This is a genomic window from Pedobacter sp. 05L430, from assembly GCF_056397585.1.
The window spans coordinates 1-17,680 of sequence record NZ_JBFTNT010000067.1 but is presented as its reverse complement, the minus strand read 5'-3'; the positions used below and the strand labels follow the sequence as shown (position 1 = coordinate 17,680).

Below are 17,680 nucleotides of genomic sequence, written 5' to 3'. Positions count from 1 at the left end.
GCTATTGCCCATTAATCTATTTGAACCAAATCAAAATTTAGATATTTAAAAAAATGGAATCAGAATTAAGCAGGAGAACTGCACTGAAAAATATCGTTGCCGGAACCGCCGCATTAGGTGTTTCGGCAGCTTTGCCCGCTTTTGCTCTTGACCCATATAAGTCAACTATGTTAAAAGGAAATGTAAATCATTCTGTTTGCCGTTGGTGCTTTGGAAGCGTAGATCTTGATACTTTATGTATTGAGGCAAAAAAAATCGGCATTAAAGCGATAGACCTTGTTGGCCCTAATGATTGGGCTACGTTAAAGAAACATGGCTTATACTCTTCAATGTGTAATGGTGCAGAAATCAGTATCCCGGACGGGTGGAATGATCCTAAATTTCATGCAACACTGATTAAAAACTATTCAGAAATGATTCCGAAGGTTGCCGAAGCGGGCTACAAGCAATTGATCTGCTTCAGCGGAAACCGTAGGGGTAAAGACGATGAGACAGGATTAAAAAACTGTGTTGAAGGCTTAAAACAAATACTTCCAATTGCTGAAAAGCATAATGTAGTAGTGGTTATGGAGCTACTTAACAGTAAAGTTAACCATGGAGATTATCAGTGCGATAATACCCCTTGGGGTGTCGAACTATGTAAAAGGTTAGGCTCTGAAAACTTTAAATTGCTTTATGACATTTACCATATGCAAATTGACGAGGGGAATGTTATCAGTACAATAACAAATAACCACCAATACATTTCTCATTATCACACGGCCGGAGTACCCGGAAGAAATGAGATTGATGATACTCAGGAACTATTTTATCCTGCTATTATTAAAGCTATTGTAGCAACTGGTTTCAAAGGCTATCTTGCCCAGGAATTTATTCCAAAGAGTAAAGACGGTATGAAGTCATTAAGAGAAGCAGTAAATATTTGTGATGTATAATTCAAAAACTATGAATTCTAGAAGAAATTTTATTAAGCAGGCAGGTATTGCCGTTGCAGGTGCAGCGTTATTACCATCTTTTGCCTGCAGCAGCACGCCTGCTGCAGGTGGTGCGCATCCAATTGGGCTACAACTTTATACCTTAAGAGAATTACTACCTAAAGATGTTAAAGGTGTAATAGAAAAGGTAGCAAAAGCCGGTTACAAAGAAGTTGAAACCTATGGTTATACTGCTGATGCAGGATTTTGGGGTTTAGATGCCAAAACATTTAAAGGTTTGCTTGATGCGAATGGATTAAAAGCTCCTAGTGGCCACTTTGGCTTAGATGGCTTTATTAAAAGCGGCAATCTGGACGAAGTTAAACCTTTAATTGAAGGTGCTTTAACTTTAAATATGGAATATCTAACCTGTCCATATCTTGATGAATCATTAAGACCCGATCTTGATGCTTTTAAAAAGGTAGCGGCAAGATTAAATGAAGCAGCAGAACTGTGTGCTAAATCTGGATTACAGCTAGCATACCATAATCACGATTTTGAGTTTAAAAAATACGGAGATACTACCGGATACGACATATTGCTTCAGGAAACCGACAAGAAAAATGTTCAGTTTGAGATGGATTTATACTGGGTTGTAAGATCCGGGAACGATCCACTTGCATTATTTGCGAAACATCCTGGTCGTTTTGTGATGTGGCATGTGAAGGATATGGATAAAGCGAACAATACGATTAATACAGAAGTAGGAAGTGGAAAAATCGACTTTAAGAGCATTTATAAGCACGCCAAGGAATCAGGCCTTAAACACTTAATTGTTGAGCAGGAGAATTTCTCAAAGGATCCTTTTGTAAGCATTAAGCAAAGCTTTGATTACGTAAATCGCGAACTGGTTTAAGAAGATATATCTTAACAACAAAAGGGAAGTGGTTTACAAAAATCACTTCCCTTTTTTGTTTATAAGTACCCTGGTTTGCAGAAACATTTACTTAATGCTGAAATATTTCACATCTTTGGGGACTTATTAAACATAAAACCTTTATAATTAATTAAAAACAAGTAAAAAACAATTAGAAAAAAATGAAAATTGCAGTAGTTGGCGCCACCGGTCTGGTAGGCACCGTAATGTTAAAAGTATTAGAAGAGCGTAACTTCCCGTTAACTGAATTGATCCCTGTAGCATCTGAGAAGAGTGTTGGTAAGGAAATCTCATTCAAGGGTAAGAAGTATGCTGTTGTAAATATGGAAACTGCAATTGCAATGAGGCCCGACATCGCATTGTTCTCTGCAGGTGGTGGTACCTCATTAACATATGCTCCTCTTTTTGCAGAGGCTGGTACAACAGTAATCGATAATTCGTCGGCATGGCGTATGGATCCTTCAAAAAAACTGATCGTTCCTGAAGTTAATGCAAATGAATTATCTATCGATGATAAGATCATTGCAAACCCTAACTGTTCAACCATACAAATGGTAGTGGCTTTAAAACCACTTCACGATAAATATAGAATCAAACGCGTTGTGGTTTCTACCTACCAGTCTGTTACCGGTACTGGTGTAAAAGCTGTAGAACAACTAATGAATGAGCGTAAAGGTATTACAGACGGCCCTATGGCTTACGCATATCCTATTGATTTAAATGTTATTCCTCAAATTGATGTATTCACTGAAAACGGATATACTAAAGAGGAAATGAAAATGATACTTGAAACACGCAAGATCATGGGCGATGACAGCATCAGGGTTACTGCTACTACAGTACGTATCCCGGTTATGGGGGGGCACTCTGAATCAGTGAACATAGAGTTTGAGAATGATTTTGACCTTGCTGATGTAAGAGATTTGCTTACTAAAACTGAAGGAATCATTGTTGTTGATGATACAGCGAACCTTAAATACCCGATGCCTAAAGATGCTCATGAAAAAGATGAAGTATTTGTAGGAAGGATCAGACGTGATGAATCGTTGCCAAACACATTAAACATGTGGATTGTTGCCGATAACCTGCGTAAAGGTGCTGCTACCAACGCTGTACAGATTGCAGAGTTCCTGGTAAGAAATGAGCTGATATAAAATATCTGTAAAAAACGTTAGTGATGTAGAAATAGCTCGATTGCTATTTTTACATCACTTTTTTTTTAAAATGCCTATGTTAAAGAAATTTTTCCTTTTACTGTTCTTATTGTCTCAAAGTCTTGTTTACGCACAGGCGCCTGTGCAGAAACTGGAACAGGCCTTTAATAATTTACTTGCCGACCCGCAGGCAAAATATGCACTAACCTCTTTATGTGTACTGGATGCAAAAACTGGACAAACGATCTTCGCCAAAAATGAGAATATAGGCGTGGCTACTGCGTCGACATTGAAAACCATCACCTCAGCAACTGCATTTGGATTACTAGGTAAAGATTTTCAATACCAGACAACATTAGCCTACAGCGGCACCATCAATTCAGAAGGGACATTAAAAGGAAACCTGATTATTGTTGGCGGCGGAGACCCTACATTGGGTTCATGGCGATATGAAACAACTAAAGAAGGGGTGATCTTAAATCAATGGGTAAATGCCATAAAAGGTGCCGGGATTAAAAAGATTGAAGGAAAAGTTATAGGCGATGATGGTTTATGGGGAAGCCAAACGACTCCTGATGGTTGGATTTGGCAAGATATAGGTAATTACTATGGTGCAGGGGCTTCGGCACTGAGTTGGAGAGAGAACCAATTTGATCTTCATTTAAAGGCAAATAAAGCTGAGCGGACTGTAACAGTATTAAAAGCCGTCCCTGAAATGCCTTACATTAAGTTTGTAAATGAATTGAAGGCGGGCGCTGAGGGCACAGGAGACAGGGTTTATGCCTATTTACCTCCACTTGGCACTACTGCGTATTTAAGAGGAAGCTGGGCTATTGGCATTTCAAAATCGGGAGTTTCGGCAGCACTGCCTGATCCGGCTTTTGATGCGGCATTTAGATTACAAGACACTTTACATCGTATAGGCATAAGCGCTACAGAAACACCTACTACAGCCAGACAGTTGACGGCAGAACAAAAACCAATGCCGGTAGTAACCCAAAAATTAACAACAATAAGCTCCCCTGCTCTTAGCGAAATTGTATACTGGTTCAATAAAAAAAGTGTGAACCTATATGGAGAACACTTATTAAAAACCATTGCCTGGAAATCGGGAAAAGAAGCTACCACACAAAACGGAGCTGCTACTGTAATTAATTACTGGTCCGCAAAAGGCATAGATAGTCGCGCGTTAAACATTTTGGATGGCAGTGGCTTATCGCCTGGCACCCGAGTAACAACCGCAGCAATGGCAAGCGTTCTTTTTCAAAGTCAAAAGGAAAGCTGGTTCCCTGCTTATTACGAATCCCTGCCGGAAAACAATGGCATGAGACTTAAAAGCGGAAGTATTAATGACGTATCAGCCTATGCCGGCTATTACACCGACAAGAACGGCAATAAATATATCATAGTAATTAACATAAACAACTATTCTGGTTCCGGGATCAGCAAAAAACTGTTCCGGGTTTTGGATGCCCTTAAGTAAAATTGATAAATTGCGGCAATTATGAAAAACACCTTTTACCTGCTCTGTTTAAGTCTTTTAAGTATTCCTGCCTTCGGTCAGTATGCTATTCCCAATACCGAAGCTACAACAGAAACTGTTGCTATAGTAAACAATGCACCGGATATTGCAATTATACCAGAACCGGTATCAGTTATAAAAAGTGAGGGGTATTTTTTGCTTCCTTCAAATGTGGTTATACAAGCTCCGGCAGTGGCAGAAATTAAGCAGGTGGTGGCTTTTTTACAAGAAAGACTTTCTATTCCAACAGGAAGTTACGTTGCTGAGGTGAGCACTCCGTCTGCAAAATCAACCATTAACCTCATCCTAAATGAAAAAGCAAATTCGGCGTTAGGTAAAGAGGGGTATCAATTGTCGGTAACACCTAATCATATTACCATTAAAGCAAACAAACCAGCAGGCTTATTTTATGGTGTTCAGAGTCTTATCCAGTTGTTTCCTAAAGAAATTGAAAGTAAAGAAGCTGTTGAAAATATAGAATGGAAAGCTCCTTGTGTAGAAATAATAGATTATCCACGAGTGGGGTGGAGAGGATTAATGTTTGATGTCGCACGTCATTTTTTCACCAAAGCAGAAGTGAAACAATACATAGATGCAATGGTAAGATACAAATACAATATCCTGCATCTACATCTAACTGATGATGAGGGATGGAGAATAGAAATAAAAGGTTTGCCAAAATTAACTGAAGTAGGTGCATGGAATGTTAAAAAGATAGGTGAATTCGGAAACTTCTTCCCTCCTGCCGCTGATGAGCCCCGAAACTATGGAGGTTTTTACACCCAGGATGACATAAGAGATCTGGTGCAATATGCTAAAGAAAGATTTGTAGATATACTACCAGAAATAGATGTTCCCGGTCATAGTTTAGCTGCGATTGCTTCGTATCCCGAATTATCATGTACCCCTGGTGCCGAGAACTACCGTGTACGTTCTGGTGAACGAATTATGGATTGGTCGAGAGGCGCCCCTCCTATTGCTCTAGTAGACAACACGCTTTGTCCTGCCAATGAAAAAGTGTACACTTTTTTAGATACTGTAATTACACAGGTAGCCCAATTATTCCCATTCGAATACATTCATATGGGTGGTGATGAGGCTCCGTTTAACTTTTGGGAAAAGAGTGATAGCATTAAAGCCCTAATGAAAAAGGAAGGCTTAAAAAATATGCATCAGGTTCAGGGCTATTTTGAAAAGCGGGCACAAAAGATCGTTGAATCAAAAGGTAAGAAATTTATGGGTTGGGATGAGATTCTGGATGGAGATATGCCACCAAACACTAGCGTGATGAGCTGGCGGGGTATGAAATACGGGATTGAAGCAGCCAAAAGAAAACACGAAGTAGTGATGAGTCCAACTACTTATGCTTACCTAGATTATATGCAGGCTGACCCCATTACAGAACCCAAGGTATATGCCTCATTAAGACTAAGTAAATCATATGAGTTCGATCCTATCCCGGCTGGTGTTGACAAAAAATACATTAAAGGCGGACAGGCCAACTTATGGACTGAACAAGTTTACAATATCCGCCAGGCAGAATATATGACCTGGCCAAGAGGGCTGGCCATAGCGGAGTCCGTATGGTCGCCTATTGAAAAGAAAAACTGGAACAATTTCTTTAATCGGGTTGAGCAGCATTTTAAAAGGCTCGACGTAGCTGAAACAAAATATGCCCCAAGTGTTTATGACCCTATATTTAGTGTAAGCAGATCGGCAGATAAGCAGCTTATGATCGAATTGAGTACAGAGGTACCTGGGCTTGATATTTATTACAGTTTCGATAATTCATTTCCCGATCGTTTTTACCCTAAGTACACAGAAAAGTTAGCACCGCCAAAAGACGCTACTACACTTAAAGTGATTACTTACAAAGGAAAACAACCAGTAGGCAGAATGTTGTCTATGCCTGTAGACGAGTTAAGCAGAAGATCTAGAAAATAAGACATTGAGATACTTTGTTCACATTGGCTACAACGGCTTACACTATAACGGATGGCAAAAACAACCCGGAGTACTAAACGTACAAGGTGTGCTTGAGAAAGCACTTACTCAAGTATTAAAGACTCCTGTATTTATTATCGGTTGCGGGCGTACTGATGCACATGTACACGCCAGTCAGTTCTTTTTTCACATGGATATAGAACAAACCTGGGATTTTGATCTCTTGTTCAGGTTAAATAAGCTCTTGCCTGCAAACATTGCCATATTTGATATCATTGCAATGGATGGCTTGCAACATGCCCGATTTGACGCCGTACAAAGGTCCTATGACTACTTTATCCACACTTATAAAGATCCTTTTCTAAGTGGCCTCAGTTCCTTTTATTTGCTTGAAGACCTTCATTTTGATAGAATGAAACAGGCGGTTGAAATACTTCCGAATTATAAAGATTACAGACCCTTTTGTACCAGCCCTGATAAATACGAACACACCATCTGTAATGTCATGTCTGCAAATCTGGCGGTAGACTCCACCGGCGACAAGTTACGCTTCCAAATCGCTTCAAATCGCTTCCTAAGCAAGATGATCAGGATTATCATGGGTCAGGTTTTAAAAATCGGGAAAGGAGTTTTAAGTGTAGACGAATTTGAGAGTTACCTGGTCAACAAACAGACCCCGGCATTAATTACACCTGCGCACCCTCAAGGATTATACCTGTCAAAAGTGACTTATCCATATTTAAATTTACCTCCCAGAACCGCTTTTTCATCTATACTTCAGAAGCAAACAGACCTTTCCTGGAAAACATTATAATATATTGATTGTTAATATCTTGCTATTGGTTATTTAATCAAAATTAGTTAGCTTTAATAGACCATTATAAAATAGGAGGCATTATCATGACTGTTATTCAAAAAATCGAGCGTTGGGGCGATCTACATCATGCCAAATGGCTAGACATCATCCGTATTGCTTTAGGTATTCTCATTTTTAGCAAGGGTATTGCAATAGTTAGCAACACGGCAGTGCTTCAAGATCTATTATTACAGAATAATGTATTTGGTTTTTCTGGAATGATGGCAAGCGTAGCCGTTCACATTGTCGGATTTGTACATCTGGTAGGAGGTCTTTTAATTGCTATAGGCTTGCTTACACGGTTTGCATCTGTGATACAGATTCCAATATTATTGTGTGCTGTTTTTTTCGTCAACCTGTCACATGGCTTTTCAGCTTTGAATTCTGAATTGTGGCTTTCAATTATTGTACTGCTGTTATTAGTCTTATTTTGGGTTATTGGATCTGGACCATACTCGGTAGATTACTCTATGAAAAAAAGGCAAGATATTAACAGGTAGATAGCCTATAACGATTCTGCGATTCTTAGTATCTTTCGGCATATTTTATATGCATGAAAAAACTGTTGCTTGCCGGATTGCTATTATATGCTTCGCATAGTTTTGCGCAAGACCCTACGTTATCCTATTTCGACATTACCCGCAATGGGTTCAATGAAAAAAACGCCTTTGAAACTACATCTTTTGTGGAACAGCACTGGCGTTTGCCTGGCAACAAGGGTTTTAATGAGAGCATTTATTATGTAGAAGGTCTATTAAAAAAAGCAGGGTTCGTAGCGGAACAGAAAGATGAATCGGAAGGCCTATTAACCTACCGCATCGAAAAACGTCCGATGAAACAAAATACATGGGAGCCGGTTAATGCCACAGTAGGCATTGAAGTTGAGCATGAGCCTCTATTAGAGTTTAAAACAAATCGCAATATGATTACGATAAACTCTTCTTCAACCCCTATAGGAGGTACTACAGCTGAGGTGATTTACGTAAATCCAGCAGATATCAGCACCATAGATGATAAGKACATCAAAGGCAAAATTGTATTTTCAGAAATTGGAACAGGGAGGCTTTTCAATGTTGCCATCAATGCGGGGGCTCTGGGAGTTTTAGGATATGCAATGCCTGATTATACCCAACCCGAGAAGTATCAAACATCTATTCAATTTTCTGGAATTAATAATCCAGATGGTAAGGGCTGGGCAATCAATCTTTCATACAAGGCCAAAGAGCGCCTAAAGAAAGCAATAGCAAAAGGTCCTGTTAAACTAAATGTTACTGTAGCAACAAACACCTATCCTTCAGAAGAATTAACTATAATTGCCAACATAAAAGGGAACATTAAGCCTAATGAGCGTTTTGTATATAGTGCTCATGTACAGGAACCTGGTGCAAACGACAATGCATCTGGGGTAGGTACCTTAGCTGAAATGGCAAGACTTACTGCATCGCTGGTAAAATCAGGGAAACTTATACCTCAAAGAACACTAACCTTTTTATGGGGTGATGAAATTGTTTCTACCCAGCGGTACATCAAAGAGAATAACGAAAGGGCAAAGGGAATTATGTGGGGAATGAGCCTGGATATGGTTGGAGAAAACACAGAGAAAACCGGAGGATCTTTCCTCATAGAAAAAATGCCCGATCCTTCGGCCATATGGACAAGAGGTACAGATAAACATTCAGAATGGGGATCCGGAGATGTAAAGGAGGAGAATCTTTTCCCTCATTACTATAACGATCTGGTCATGAAAATTTGTAATGACCAGGGCAAACATGCAAACTGGAAGGTTAACTATAACCCCTTTGAAGGAGGTAGCGATCATACACCTTTCCTGAAAAACAAAATCCCGGGTTTATTAATGTGGCATTTTACAGATGTTTTTTACCATACCGATAATGACCGGCTAGACAAAGTATCAGCAACAACTATGAAAAACGTTGGTATCAGCGCCCTAACCACTGCCTACACACTGGTAACGGCAGATGAAAACACCGCATTATTTACCGTTAATGAAGTAAAAGCGGCTGCTTTAATTCGATTAAAAACAGAATTTAGCTTGAGCAAACAAGCCATTATGAGCGGAAAGTCTACTATCGAGCAGGAAAAGCACATCCTATCAACCTGGGGAAAATACTATGCCGATGCCCTTGCAACCATTTCTTCAATCCCGGTAAAGACAGAAACAAAACGAGTAAGTTCAGCAATTAAATTTGCAGTTCTGGAAGTAGAAAAACAAACCAACCAGTATTTAGATGAACTGAGATAAATGCTCCAATGCCTTATCTGGTGTAAGGTTTATTCCATCAACACTTAAAATAGCACGTTTATAGAAACGGTTCCTTTCAACCAACCTGGTTTCAATAAAATCAATCAGCTGCTCATGATTCATATCTTTAATTAAGGGGCGTTTTTCTTTACCTTTTTCCAGTCTCTTAGCCAGGGCAATTGGAGACATTTCGACATACATGGTAACCCCGTTGTCGTTCATCCATTCCATATTATCAAAATAACATGGAGCGCCTCCACCGGTTGCTACTACACAGTTTGCAGGGTAATTATGTTCTTTCAGTAATTTGCTTTCCAATCTTCTAAAAGCATCTTCTCCATTAGCCGCAAAATAGTCTCCGATATTGGAACCCACCTTGTCTTCCAGTACATGGTCCAGATCTATAAAATCGTAACCTAATTTAGTGGCTAATTTTTTACCTAAAGTACTTTTGCCGCAACCCATAAATCCAATCAGGAATATCATCATTTTAAGCCAACTTTACCCTTGGATCAACAAAGGCATATAAAATATCTACAAAAATATTAATTACTACAAAAACAAAGGCAATAAAAAGTATAGACCCCATAACTACCGGAAAATCTGACATCTCCAGTGCAGTTACAGTAGTGCGCCCTAAACCATTATAACCAAAAATATACTCTACAAAAAACGAACCAGCCAGCAGTGAAGCAAACCATCCCGAAATAGCGGTGATAACGGGATTTAGGGCATTTCTAAGTGCATGCTTGTAAATTATTGCATTTCTCCCTAATCCTTTTGCCCGTGCAGTTCTAATGTAATCCTGTGCAAGAACATCTAACATCGCACTGCGCGTTAACTGTACAATAATAGCCAGTGGCCTTAAGCCCAGGGTTACCATTGGTAACCACAGATTTTTCCAGGTGGTTACCTCACCCTCAAAAGGATCATAGCTATACAAACTGCCAGACATATTTAACCCGGTGTAATCGCTAAGTACAAAGCCAAAAAACCATGCTATAATGATCCCGGCGAAAAAAGAAGGTGCAGATATACCCAAAATAGCAAAAGCATTTGCAGTCTTATCAATCCAGCTATCTTTATGAACAGCCGACAGTACCCCTAAAAAAACACCTATTATAGTAGCAAATATCATAGCTGTAAGTGCCAGAATGAAAGTATTGGGAACCGTTTCAGTAAGAATTGTGGTTACATCGCGTTTAGTTTGATAAGAACGGCGTAAATAAGGCCATTTAAGCGCTATAACATCTTTGCCAACAGAAAACAGTTTTACATAATGGTACTTGTCCTTCGTCTCCTTATTATTATCGTGGAGCCCTATTGGCGAAAGGTCATTTAAATAAAGGAAGAATTGTACAGGTCTTGATCTATCTAACCCAAACTCTTTGCGTACAGCCTCTAAAGATTGTACATCAGAACGTTGTCCTAAAGTCATCCTTGCGGGATCTCCGGGCAATACATTAAATAATACAAACACGACTACAATTACGCCTGCCATTACGGCAAATCCATAGATGAATTTTTTAAAAGCGTATTGTAACATGATTATTTAGCAAAATACATTTTAGTAAGTTCGTCAAAAGAAGGAACATTATTATAATGCCATTTATTAATAACAACACCGTTCTTAAGTAAAAGCACACCTGGATTTGCCCTCACCATACTTTTTAAAGGCACAGCATCAGCATAAAAGACTTCACTAAACAGTTTCATTTTTTTGCTATAGGCATCTGCATCTTGTGCTGAACTGGAGGTTAACATTATGGACCTGATATTAAATTGTTCCGTTGCATTTAATGCCAGCGCATTTAACTTAGCTATACCTTCCTCATTGGAGTCTTTTAAATTGTATGCTACAATTACCAGATTGTAATATGGATTTTCTATTAGTTCTTTTGTATAATCGGTGCCCGAAGCATCGGTTATTTGTAAATCTTTAATTTTAGGCTCATAGCCTTTTTTAATCAGCTTGCTCTCCGGATCACCTATAATTTCCCAGTTGTCATCTTTCCAGATCTCAGTTTTCAGATAATCTTTATCACTCATCACCTTGGTTTCACCTGTTTCCTTATTCTTCATGTTGTACATGATTAAATACTCATCAGGCGGTGCCCCGGCAGGTATCTTCATCAAATCGGGCAAGCTAGCCCCAACTTTATAAGGCAGAAAATCTAGCACAGGCAATCTGCTATAGGTGAACTGACTAAACATTAATGAAAAAGTAAGTACAATAGCAAACAAAGCGCTTTGCCATCTGGCATTTTCAGTAACCGGGTGTATCCTATCCCTGTTTTTGAACAGGTAAACGATCATTGCCAATAAAACCAGATCTTTAGAAAAAGATTGCCAAGGGGTTAAAGGAATGGCATCTCCAAAACATCCGCATGAGGTTACTACTTTAAACGCTGCCGAAACAAAGGTTAGAAATGTAAAGAAAATAATAACCACCAGTAAACCAGTTGTTACCTGTTTGCGCCAAAAACCAAAAAGCAGTAAAGCACCCAATACAATTTCAAATACACAAAGCAATATGGCAATTCCTGTAGCCATGCCACTAAGAAACGGCATATGGAACACTTCAAAGTACTCCTGCAATTTATAACCAAATCCAAGCGGATCATTGGCTTTTATTAATCCTGAAAATATAAAGAGGATACCAACAAATATCCTGGAAAAGTTTAATGCGGCTTTCTTCATTGTTTACCAGCTATTTTACGCCCAACTTAATTAAAGCAAAAACAGCATAGTTTAGCATATCCTGATAATTTGCATTTACACCTTCGGAGGCCAGGGTGTGCCCCGAATTGTCTTCTATTTGTTTTACTCTTAAAATTTTCATTAAAATCAGATCTGTTAAAGAGCTAATGCGCATGTCTCTCCAGGCCTCACCATAATCGTGATTTTTGGCAAACATAAGTTCTTTAGTCCCATTTACCTTCTCGTCAAAAAGCTTCTCTACTCTTTCCACACCCAGCTCATACGGATCATCTTCTCCAAGCTCAAGCTGCATCATGGCAATTGCACAATAATTAATAATTCCTATATACTCAGAAACAATGTCTTCTCCTACTTTAGATACTTTCTTTTCCTCAAGCGTGCGGATCCGCTGTGCTTTAATGAAGATCTGGTCTGTTATAGAAGCCGGCCTTAATATTCGCCACGCTGTTCCATAGTCGTTTGTTTTCTTTAAAAAAAGCGATTTGCAAACCGCTATTACTGAGTCAAATTCTTGTGAAGTGTTTGTTGCCAAAACGATTAAAATAATAAGTTTACATCCGTTTTAATACTGTATCCTAATTGAGTAAAATCATTTAAAGATTTTATCTAAGTTTGTATTCAAACAATGGCTAAAGATACATTTTTAAACCGAAAGACTACACTAAACGTCAAAGGCAAACTGACAGATATCAGTGCCCCATGTGTAATGGGCATCCTAAATCTGACCCCAGACTCCTTTTACAGTAACAGCCGGGCCGGCTCTTTAGACGATGCATTGCAAAGAACGGAAGCCTTTCTGAAAGATGGGGCTAAGTTTATAGATATAGGAGCATACTCCTCTCGTCCGGGTGCAGCAGAAGTGAGTCCGGATGAAGAATTAAAAAGGATAGTTCCGATTGTAGAGGCTATCACAAAAAAGTTACCTGAAGTAATCATTTCTATAGACACTTTTAGAGCAAGAGTAGCAAAAGAAAGCATAGAAGCCGGCGCTCATATCATAAATGATATCGCTTCGGGCGACATGGATGAAGCCATGTTTGAAACAGTTGCGGCCCTTCAGGTTCCCTACATTACGATGCATATGAAGGGAACGCCACAAACCATGCAACAACAAACAGAATATAAAGATCTTGCATTGGACATAACGGACTACTTCTCCCTTAAAGTTGCCGAACTACAGAAACTGGGGGTAAAAGATATTATTTTAGATCCCGGCTTCGGTTTTGCAAAAACTTTAGACCAGAATTATCAGCTGCTAAATCAACTTCAGGACTTTAACATTTTTGAGCTTCCCCTACTTGTCGGCTTTTCCAGAAAATCTATGATCTATAAATTTCTGGGTTTAACTCCGCAGGAAGCCCTTAACGGAACATCGGTATTGAATACTATAGCGCTATTAAAAGGAGCAAGCATATTGCGTGTTCACGATGTAAAAGCTGCAGTAGAGTGTATAGCTTTAGTTCAAAAGACGCAGCAACAATAAAAATCCATAACTTGGCAGTGATGAAAGGCTTAGAATTTGATTTCTTAAAGGTAACAGTAACAGATGCGGTAGATATTATTCTTGTCGCTTTAATTATCTATTACATCTACAACCTGATTAAGAACACCCTCGCAGTAAACCTGTTGTTAGGTATGGTAATCATATTGGTAATACATTGGGTTGTAGATGCATTAAAAATGAATTTACTATCCACTATCATTAACCAATTTATGAGTGTGGGGATAATAGCCCTAATTGTTATTTTCCAGCCAGAGATCAGGCGCTTCTTATTACTCATCGGGAAAAATACTTTTCTACAGCAAAACAAAGCCTGGTKGGGCTATTTATTTGGAAGTAAAAATATTGAGCGCGACAATTTAGTAAGGATAAAACCTATCATTGACGCTTGCAAGAGCATGAAAAAATCAAGAACCGGAGCACTAATTGTATTTGTAAAGTTTTACGACGATCAGCTTTTTGCCAACAGTTGTGAGCTAATAGATTCAAAAATATCAAAACGATTGCTGGAGAGCATCTTTCAAAAATACAGCCCATTACATGATGGAGCTGTTGTTATTGCCGAAAACAAAATCAAAAGTGCAAGTTGTATCCTCCCTTTAACTGATAATGATAAATTACCACCTCAGTTTGGTCTTCGTCATAGAGCCGGGATTGGCGTGTCTGAAACTACGGATGCCGTTGCAGTAATTGTTTCAGAAGAAACCGGAGAGATTGCCTATGCTAAACAAGGCCGTGTAAGAATGAATGTATCTTTTGGAGAGTTGGAGAAACTTCTAAATAAAGATTTTTAATTCAGTGTCAGAGATGGTTCCTAGGCCCCATCTCTGACACTGAATTTAAGGAAAATAGCATGGCAAACCACCTTCTTATGTTAATATAAATTGATGATAATTAATACTGTCTGTTCAACTGGCAATACTAGATAGCCCCCTACTTTCCTTAAAAATCACCTTCTTCGATGAGGCCTAGCAGCTGTTGTTTTTCGCAACATATGCCAGACTTAGCGAAGAACGGTTATTTTTCTCCCCTTTATTTTGAACCGTACAAAACCTGTATTCTCTAAAGATTTTAAAGTAGAAGAGATGTTATCAAACCTTGAAACAGATAAACTAAATAATTCCTTAGGTGCGTTTTCGTTAGCATAAATTATTTCAACGTTGTACCATCTGGAAATACTTTTCATTATGGTTTCCAGGCTTTCATCTTCAAATAAGAAGAGCTCGTTTTTCCATGCAACTGCTTCCTTGGTATTTGCAGGAATGATTTCCAAATTGCCTTTTTTATTTATAGCCTGCTGGCCCGACTTTATGATATTATCGGAATTAATTCTGCCCATCCCCTCCAACAGCGTAGTTTTTATGGCCTCATCATTAACATAGCTACTAATGTTAAGTCGCGCAGCCTCAACCTCAATGCGCTGCTTTCCAGAAAATACCACAAATGGCGTATTGGCAATCTGAGCGATCTCAAAATAAGCTTCACCCTTTAGCTCTACTTTACGCTCAGCACCTGGATCAAATGATGCCGGATAAGTTAATTTAGAGGCCGCATTTAACCACACTTTAGTGCCGTCTGGTAAACGAACCTGATATTGGCCACCCAAGGGAGTCTCAAGACTATTAATCCCTGCATTTTTGACCGTATCAGAATTAAGCGCTTTTTCATGAACAGCATAGGTAATTTGTCCGCTTCCTGTCCTCACAATACTTGCTCCAGACTCCTCAGCCAGAACTCCATTAGGCGCTTCATCAAGACTAATCTTTTTACCGCTTGCCAAAGTTAATATAGCCCTGCTGCTGCCTGCATGAATGTCTCTCTTAGCAAACCTGTTTTCTTTTAAGGGTTTTGGATGATGGTTATAAAAAATTGCCCCAATCGCACATGCTATTAACGCCAAACAGGCTATTGCTAAATATCTGAATGCCCACCTGTCGTAAAATATTGGCTTCTTTTCTGGTTCTTCACTCATTTTTAMACTTCCTTTTCAGTTTTAGTTAAATTTTATCTTAATGAACCGGGGCCTGTACAACTGAGGATCCGTTTCAAGATCTTTAAAGAAATCAAAAGAATTAACATTATAACTAATTAAAAGTTCTCCTTTTTCAGATAAACCTGGATGAGCCTTAGCATTATAAGAAAAATAACTTTTCTTTTTTAACGCATCAGAGCTGTCCCACAATTTTATTATTGGCCCAAAAGGCCCGATAGGGCTTTTCCCTAAACGCATCCCTACTGCTCTTCCCATGCCACCCTGCTGAAAAATTAACGCATATCTCCCATCTGGCAATACCGATAAACTAAGCTCATTTGAAACCTGATCTGTTATTGCTTCAGCCTTCTTAATATCTGCATTCCACGTTGCCCCATCCCAGAAGTTCCACTTAGCGTAATCATCAAATTCTTTAGGTTTTACCCTTGCTACCAGCAATTTTTTAGCCATCCCTTTTACCCCATAAACGTAAACATATCCATCAGGCCCAGGCGCTCCGGCCTTGGCTGTGTTTACGAATATACCTGCACCAAAAGATGCCATTTCCTTTTCGGTTTCATTACTGCTTAAATAAAATGGAGTATCTTTCTGTTCAAAGGTTTTATAAGGAGGCTCTTCTTTTTCGGCGATTTTGATTAGCGTATTACCTACCTCAGAAAAGCCAAAAGCGCCATCACTTACCTGTTTAACCCTGTAACCAAAAATATAGATGGCATTATTTTGCTCCTGGTTTACAAAACCATCGCCAAGCCAATAATAATCTGTAGGGCCTGTTAGGGGAGTTTTCGGCACAAATACAGTTTCCGGGTTATCCTTCTGGTCGTTTTTCCAAAAAAAAGTTATGTTGTCCTTTACAGGTTTTGTACCTTTTAATATCGCTATGCTATTATGGATCATTTTAGCTCCGGGCTCCATTTTATCATCTTTAATGTTCCCAATCATACTATCACTAAAAATGAAGAGGGTTTTCTTAGCTTCTGGTTTACCTGATTCTACCCCATTTAATGGAATAGTATAGATACCATCACCGCCAAACCATCCATTATTTCTTACAAATAAATTTGTCCACTCTGTAGCCTCCGTAGCCGTAAATTTTATATTCGTCAAATCCTGAGCATTGGAATTGCTAAAAAAGCCGGCCAAACAACATAACAAAACGATTTCTTTTATGCCTGAGGTAAATTTAAGTCTATTCATCAGGTATAAATATATTAAAAGTAGAGTTATATGTATATTAAGCTGTCAATTATTAATATTGTATCTATGAAAATTAAGCTACTCCTTTCCAGTGTCTTTATTAGGAAAATTACCCTGTGCACTTTTCTTTTAGCCAGTGCCCTAAGTTCATTCTCGCAAGATCAGAAACCAATTAAATTTACCCTTCTGCTCAACAAAACTGCACAACAAATACACAACATCGGCGGTTCTGGTTGCTGGTATACCGAGGAAATTGGCAAGCAATGGCCATTGGCCGAAAAACAACACATTGCAGAATTGTTATTTAGCAGGGGATTTGAAAAAGATGGCAGGCCAAAGGGGATCGGCTTATCTGCTTGGAGGTTTAATATTGGCGGGGGTACTGCTGAACAAGGCGACAGCAGTGGAATTGCAGATCCTTCGCGCAGAGTAGAGTGTTTTTTATCTCCTGATGGAACTTACGACTGGAGCAAACAGCAAGGATACACCTGGATGTTACGGCAGGCAAAAAATTATGGAGTAAAAGACCTGATTGCATTTGTAAACAGCCCTCCGGTACAGTTTAACAAGAATGGCCGTGGGTACAAGTCGCAAAAAGATGGCTCTACAAATTTAAGGCCCGATAAATATGATGCTTATGCAAACTTCCTGACCGAAGTCAAACTTCCTGACCGAAGT

17 protein-coding genes are annotated in these 17,680 nt (G+C 39.0%); 11 read left to right on the top strand and 6 right to left on the bottom strand.

All coding sequences use genetic code 11. From position 1 onward, the window contains the following. Nucleotides 1-53 precede the first annotated feature (53 nt). The 8 genes from AC1DG9_RS12080 to AC1DG9_RS12045 all read left to right on the top strand — a co-directional run bounded on the left by AC1DG9_RS12080 (nucleotide 54) and on the right by AC1DG9_RS12045 (nucleotide 9,590). Nucleotides 54-935, top strand: coding sequence for a hydroxypyruvate isomerase family protein (locus tag AC1DG9_RS12080; RefSeq protein WP_172659365.1), 882 nt, complete (start codon nucleotides 54-56; stop codon nucleotides 933-935). Between the two features lie 10 nt (nucleotides 936-945). Continuing rightward, nucleotides 946-1,830, top strand: coding sequence for a sugar phosphate isomerase/epimerase family protein (locus AC1DG9_RS12075; RefSeq protein ID WP_172659364.1), 885 nt, complete (start codon nucleotides 946-948; stop codon nucleotides 1,828-1,830). 182 nt (nucleotides 1,831-2,012) lie between these two features. Then, nucleotides 2,013-3,005 carry an aspartate-semialdehyde dehydrogenase gene (locus AC1DG9_RS12070; protein ID WP_048903702.1) on the top strand — a complete coding sequence of 331 codons (993 nt, stop codon included), beginning with the start codon at nucleotides 2,013-2,015 and terminating at the stop codon, nucleotides 3,003-3,005. A 76-nt stretch (nucleotides 3,006-3,081) separates the two neighbouring features. After that, nucleotides 3,082-4,488: a D-alanyl-D-alanine carboxypeptidase/D-alanyl-D-alanine endopeptidase gene (gene dacB / locus AC1DG9_RS12065; RefSeq protein WP_337717904.1), complete on the top strand. Its 1,407-nt coding sequence runs from the start codon at nucleotides 3,082-3,084 to the stop codon at nucleotides 4,486-4,488. Nucleotides 4,489-4,509: 21 nt separating this feature from the next. Continuing rightward, complete coding sequence (locus AC1DG9_RS12060; protein ID WP_337717906.1) at nucleotides 4,510-6,471, top strand: beta-N-acetylhexosaminidase; 1,962 nt, start codon at nucleotides 4,510-4,512, stop codon at nucleotides 6,469-6,471. Between the two features lie 4 nt (nucleotides 6,472-6,475). Continuing rightward, on the top strand, nucleotides 6,476-7,285 hold the full coding sequence (locus AC1DG9_RS12055; RefSeq protein ID WP_288882544.1) for a tRNA pseudouridine synthase A: 810 nt from the start codon (nucleotides 6,476-6,478) through the stop codon (nucleotides 7,283-7,285). An 86-nt stretch (nucleotides 7,286-7,371) separates the two neighbouring features. After that, complete coding sequence (locus tag AC1DG9_RS12050) at nucleotides 7,372-7,827, top strand: DoxX family protein (RefSeq protein ID WP_048903699.1); 456 nt, start codon at nucleotides 7,372-7,374, stop codon at nucleotides 7,825-7,827. Nucleotides 7,828-7,880: 53 nt separating this feature from the next. After that, complete coding sequence (locus tag AC1DG9_RS12045) at nucleotides 7,881-9,590, top strand: M28 family peptidase (RefSeq protein ID WP_477634680.1); 1,710 nt, start codon at nucleotides 7,881-7,883, stop codon at nucleotides 9,588-9,590. On the opposite strand, the gene AC1DG9_RS12040 is transcribed toward AC1DG9_RS12045, so the two are convergent. The 4 genes from AC1DG9_RS12040 to AC1DG9_RS12025 are packed head-to-tail and all read right to left on the bottom strand — an operon-like array spanning nucleotide 9,573 to nucleotide 12,843. Then, the gene (locus AC1DG9_RS12040) at nucleotides 9,573-10,079 is read right to left on the bottom strand and encodes a shikimate kinase (protein ID WP_288882546.1); all 507 of its coding nucleotides are present in this window, start codon (nucleotides 10,077-10,079) and stop codon (nucleotides 9,573-9,575) included. The genes AC1DG9_RS12045 and AC1DG9_RS12040 overlap by 18 nt on opposite strands. Before the next feature lies 1 nt (nucleotide 10,080). After that, nucleotides 10,081-11,136 carry an ABC transporter permease gene (locus AC1DG9_RS12035; protein WP_337717910.1) on the bottom strand — a complete coding sequence of 352 codons (1,056 nt, stop codon included), beginning with the start codon at nucleotides 11,134-11,136 and terminating at the stop codon, nucleotides 10,081-10,083. Nucleotides 11,137-11,138: 2 nt separating this feature from the next. Continuing rightward, entirely contained in the window at nucleotides 11,139-12,290 is a 1,152-nt protein-coding gene (locus AC1DG9_RS12030; RefSeq protein WP_337717912.1) for a BT_3928 family protein, read from the bottom strand. Between the two features lie 10 nt (nucleotides 12,291-12,300). Continuing rightward, complete coding sequence (locus AC1DG9_RS12025; RefSeq protein ID WP_172659356.1) at nucleotides 12,301-12,843, bottom strand: DUF1599 domain-containing protein; 543 nt, start codon at nucleotides 12,841-12,843, stop codon at nucleotides 12,301-12,303. A 93-nt stretch (nucleotides 12,844-12,936) separates the two neighbouring features. Between AC1DG9_RS12025 and folP the strand changes: the two genes are divergently transcribed. Next, nucleotides 12,937-13,794, top strand: coding sequence for a dihydropteroate synthase (gene folP / locus AC1DG9_RS12020; protein WP_337717914.1), 858 nt, complete (start codon nucleotides 12,937-12,939; stop codon nucleotides 13,792-13,794). A gap of 20 nt (nucleotides 13,795-13,814) precedes the next feature. Continuing rightward, a complete protein-coding gene (gene cdaA / locus AC1DG9_RS12015) occupies nucleotides 13,815-14,606 on the top strand; it encodes a diadenylate cyclase CdaA (RefSeq protein ID WP_477634679.1) in 792 nt (263 codons plus the stop codon). A gap of 209 nt (nucleotides 14,607-14,815) precedes the next feature. Here cdaA and AC1DG9_RS12010 read toward each other — a convergent pair whose 3' ends face one another. Both AC1DG9_RS12010 and AC1DG9_RS12005 read right to left on the bottom strand, forming a co-directional pair. Then, entirely contained in the window at nucleotides 14,816-15,784 is a 969-nt protein-coding gene (locus AC1DG9_RS12010; RefSeq protein ID WP_337717916.1) for a FecR family protein, read from the bottom strand. A 21-nt stretch (nucleotides 15,785-15,805) separates the two neighbouring features. Beyond that, nucleotides 15,806-17,002 carry a DUF4185 domain-containing protein gene (locus AC1DG9_RS12005; protein ID WP_172659352.1) on the bottom strand — a complete coding sequence of 399 codons (1,197 nt, stop codon included), beginning with the start codon at nucleotides 17,000-17,002 and terminating at the stop codon, nucleotides 15,806-15,808. Between the two features lie 66 nt (nucleotides 17,003-17,068). Between AC1DG9_RS12005 and AC1DG9_RS12000 the strand changes: the two genes are divergently transcribed. Next, nucleotides 17,069-17,680, top strand: a 612-nt coding sequence (locus AC1DG9_RS12000; protein ID WP_477634678.1) for a glycoside hydrolase, incomplete at its 3' end; no start/stop codon positions are given.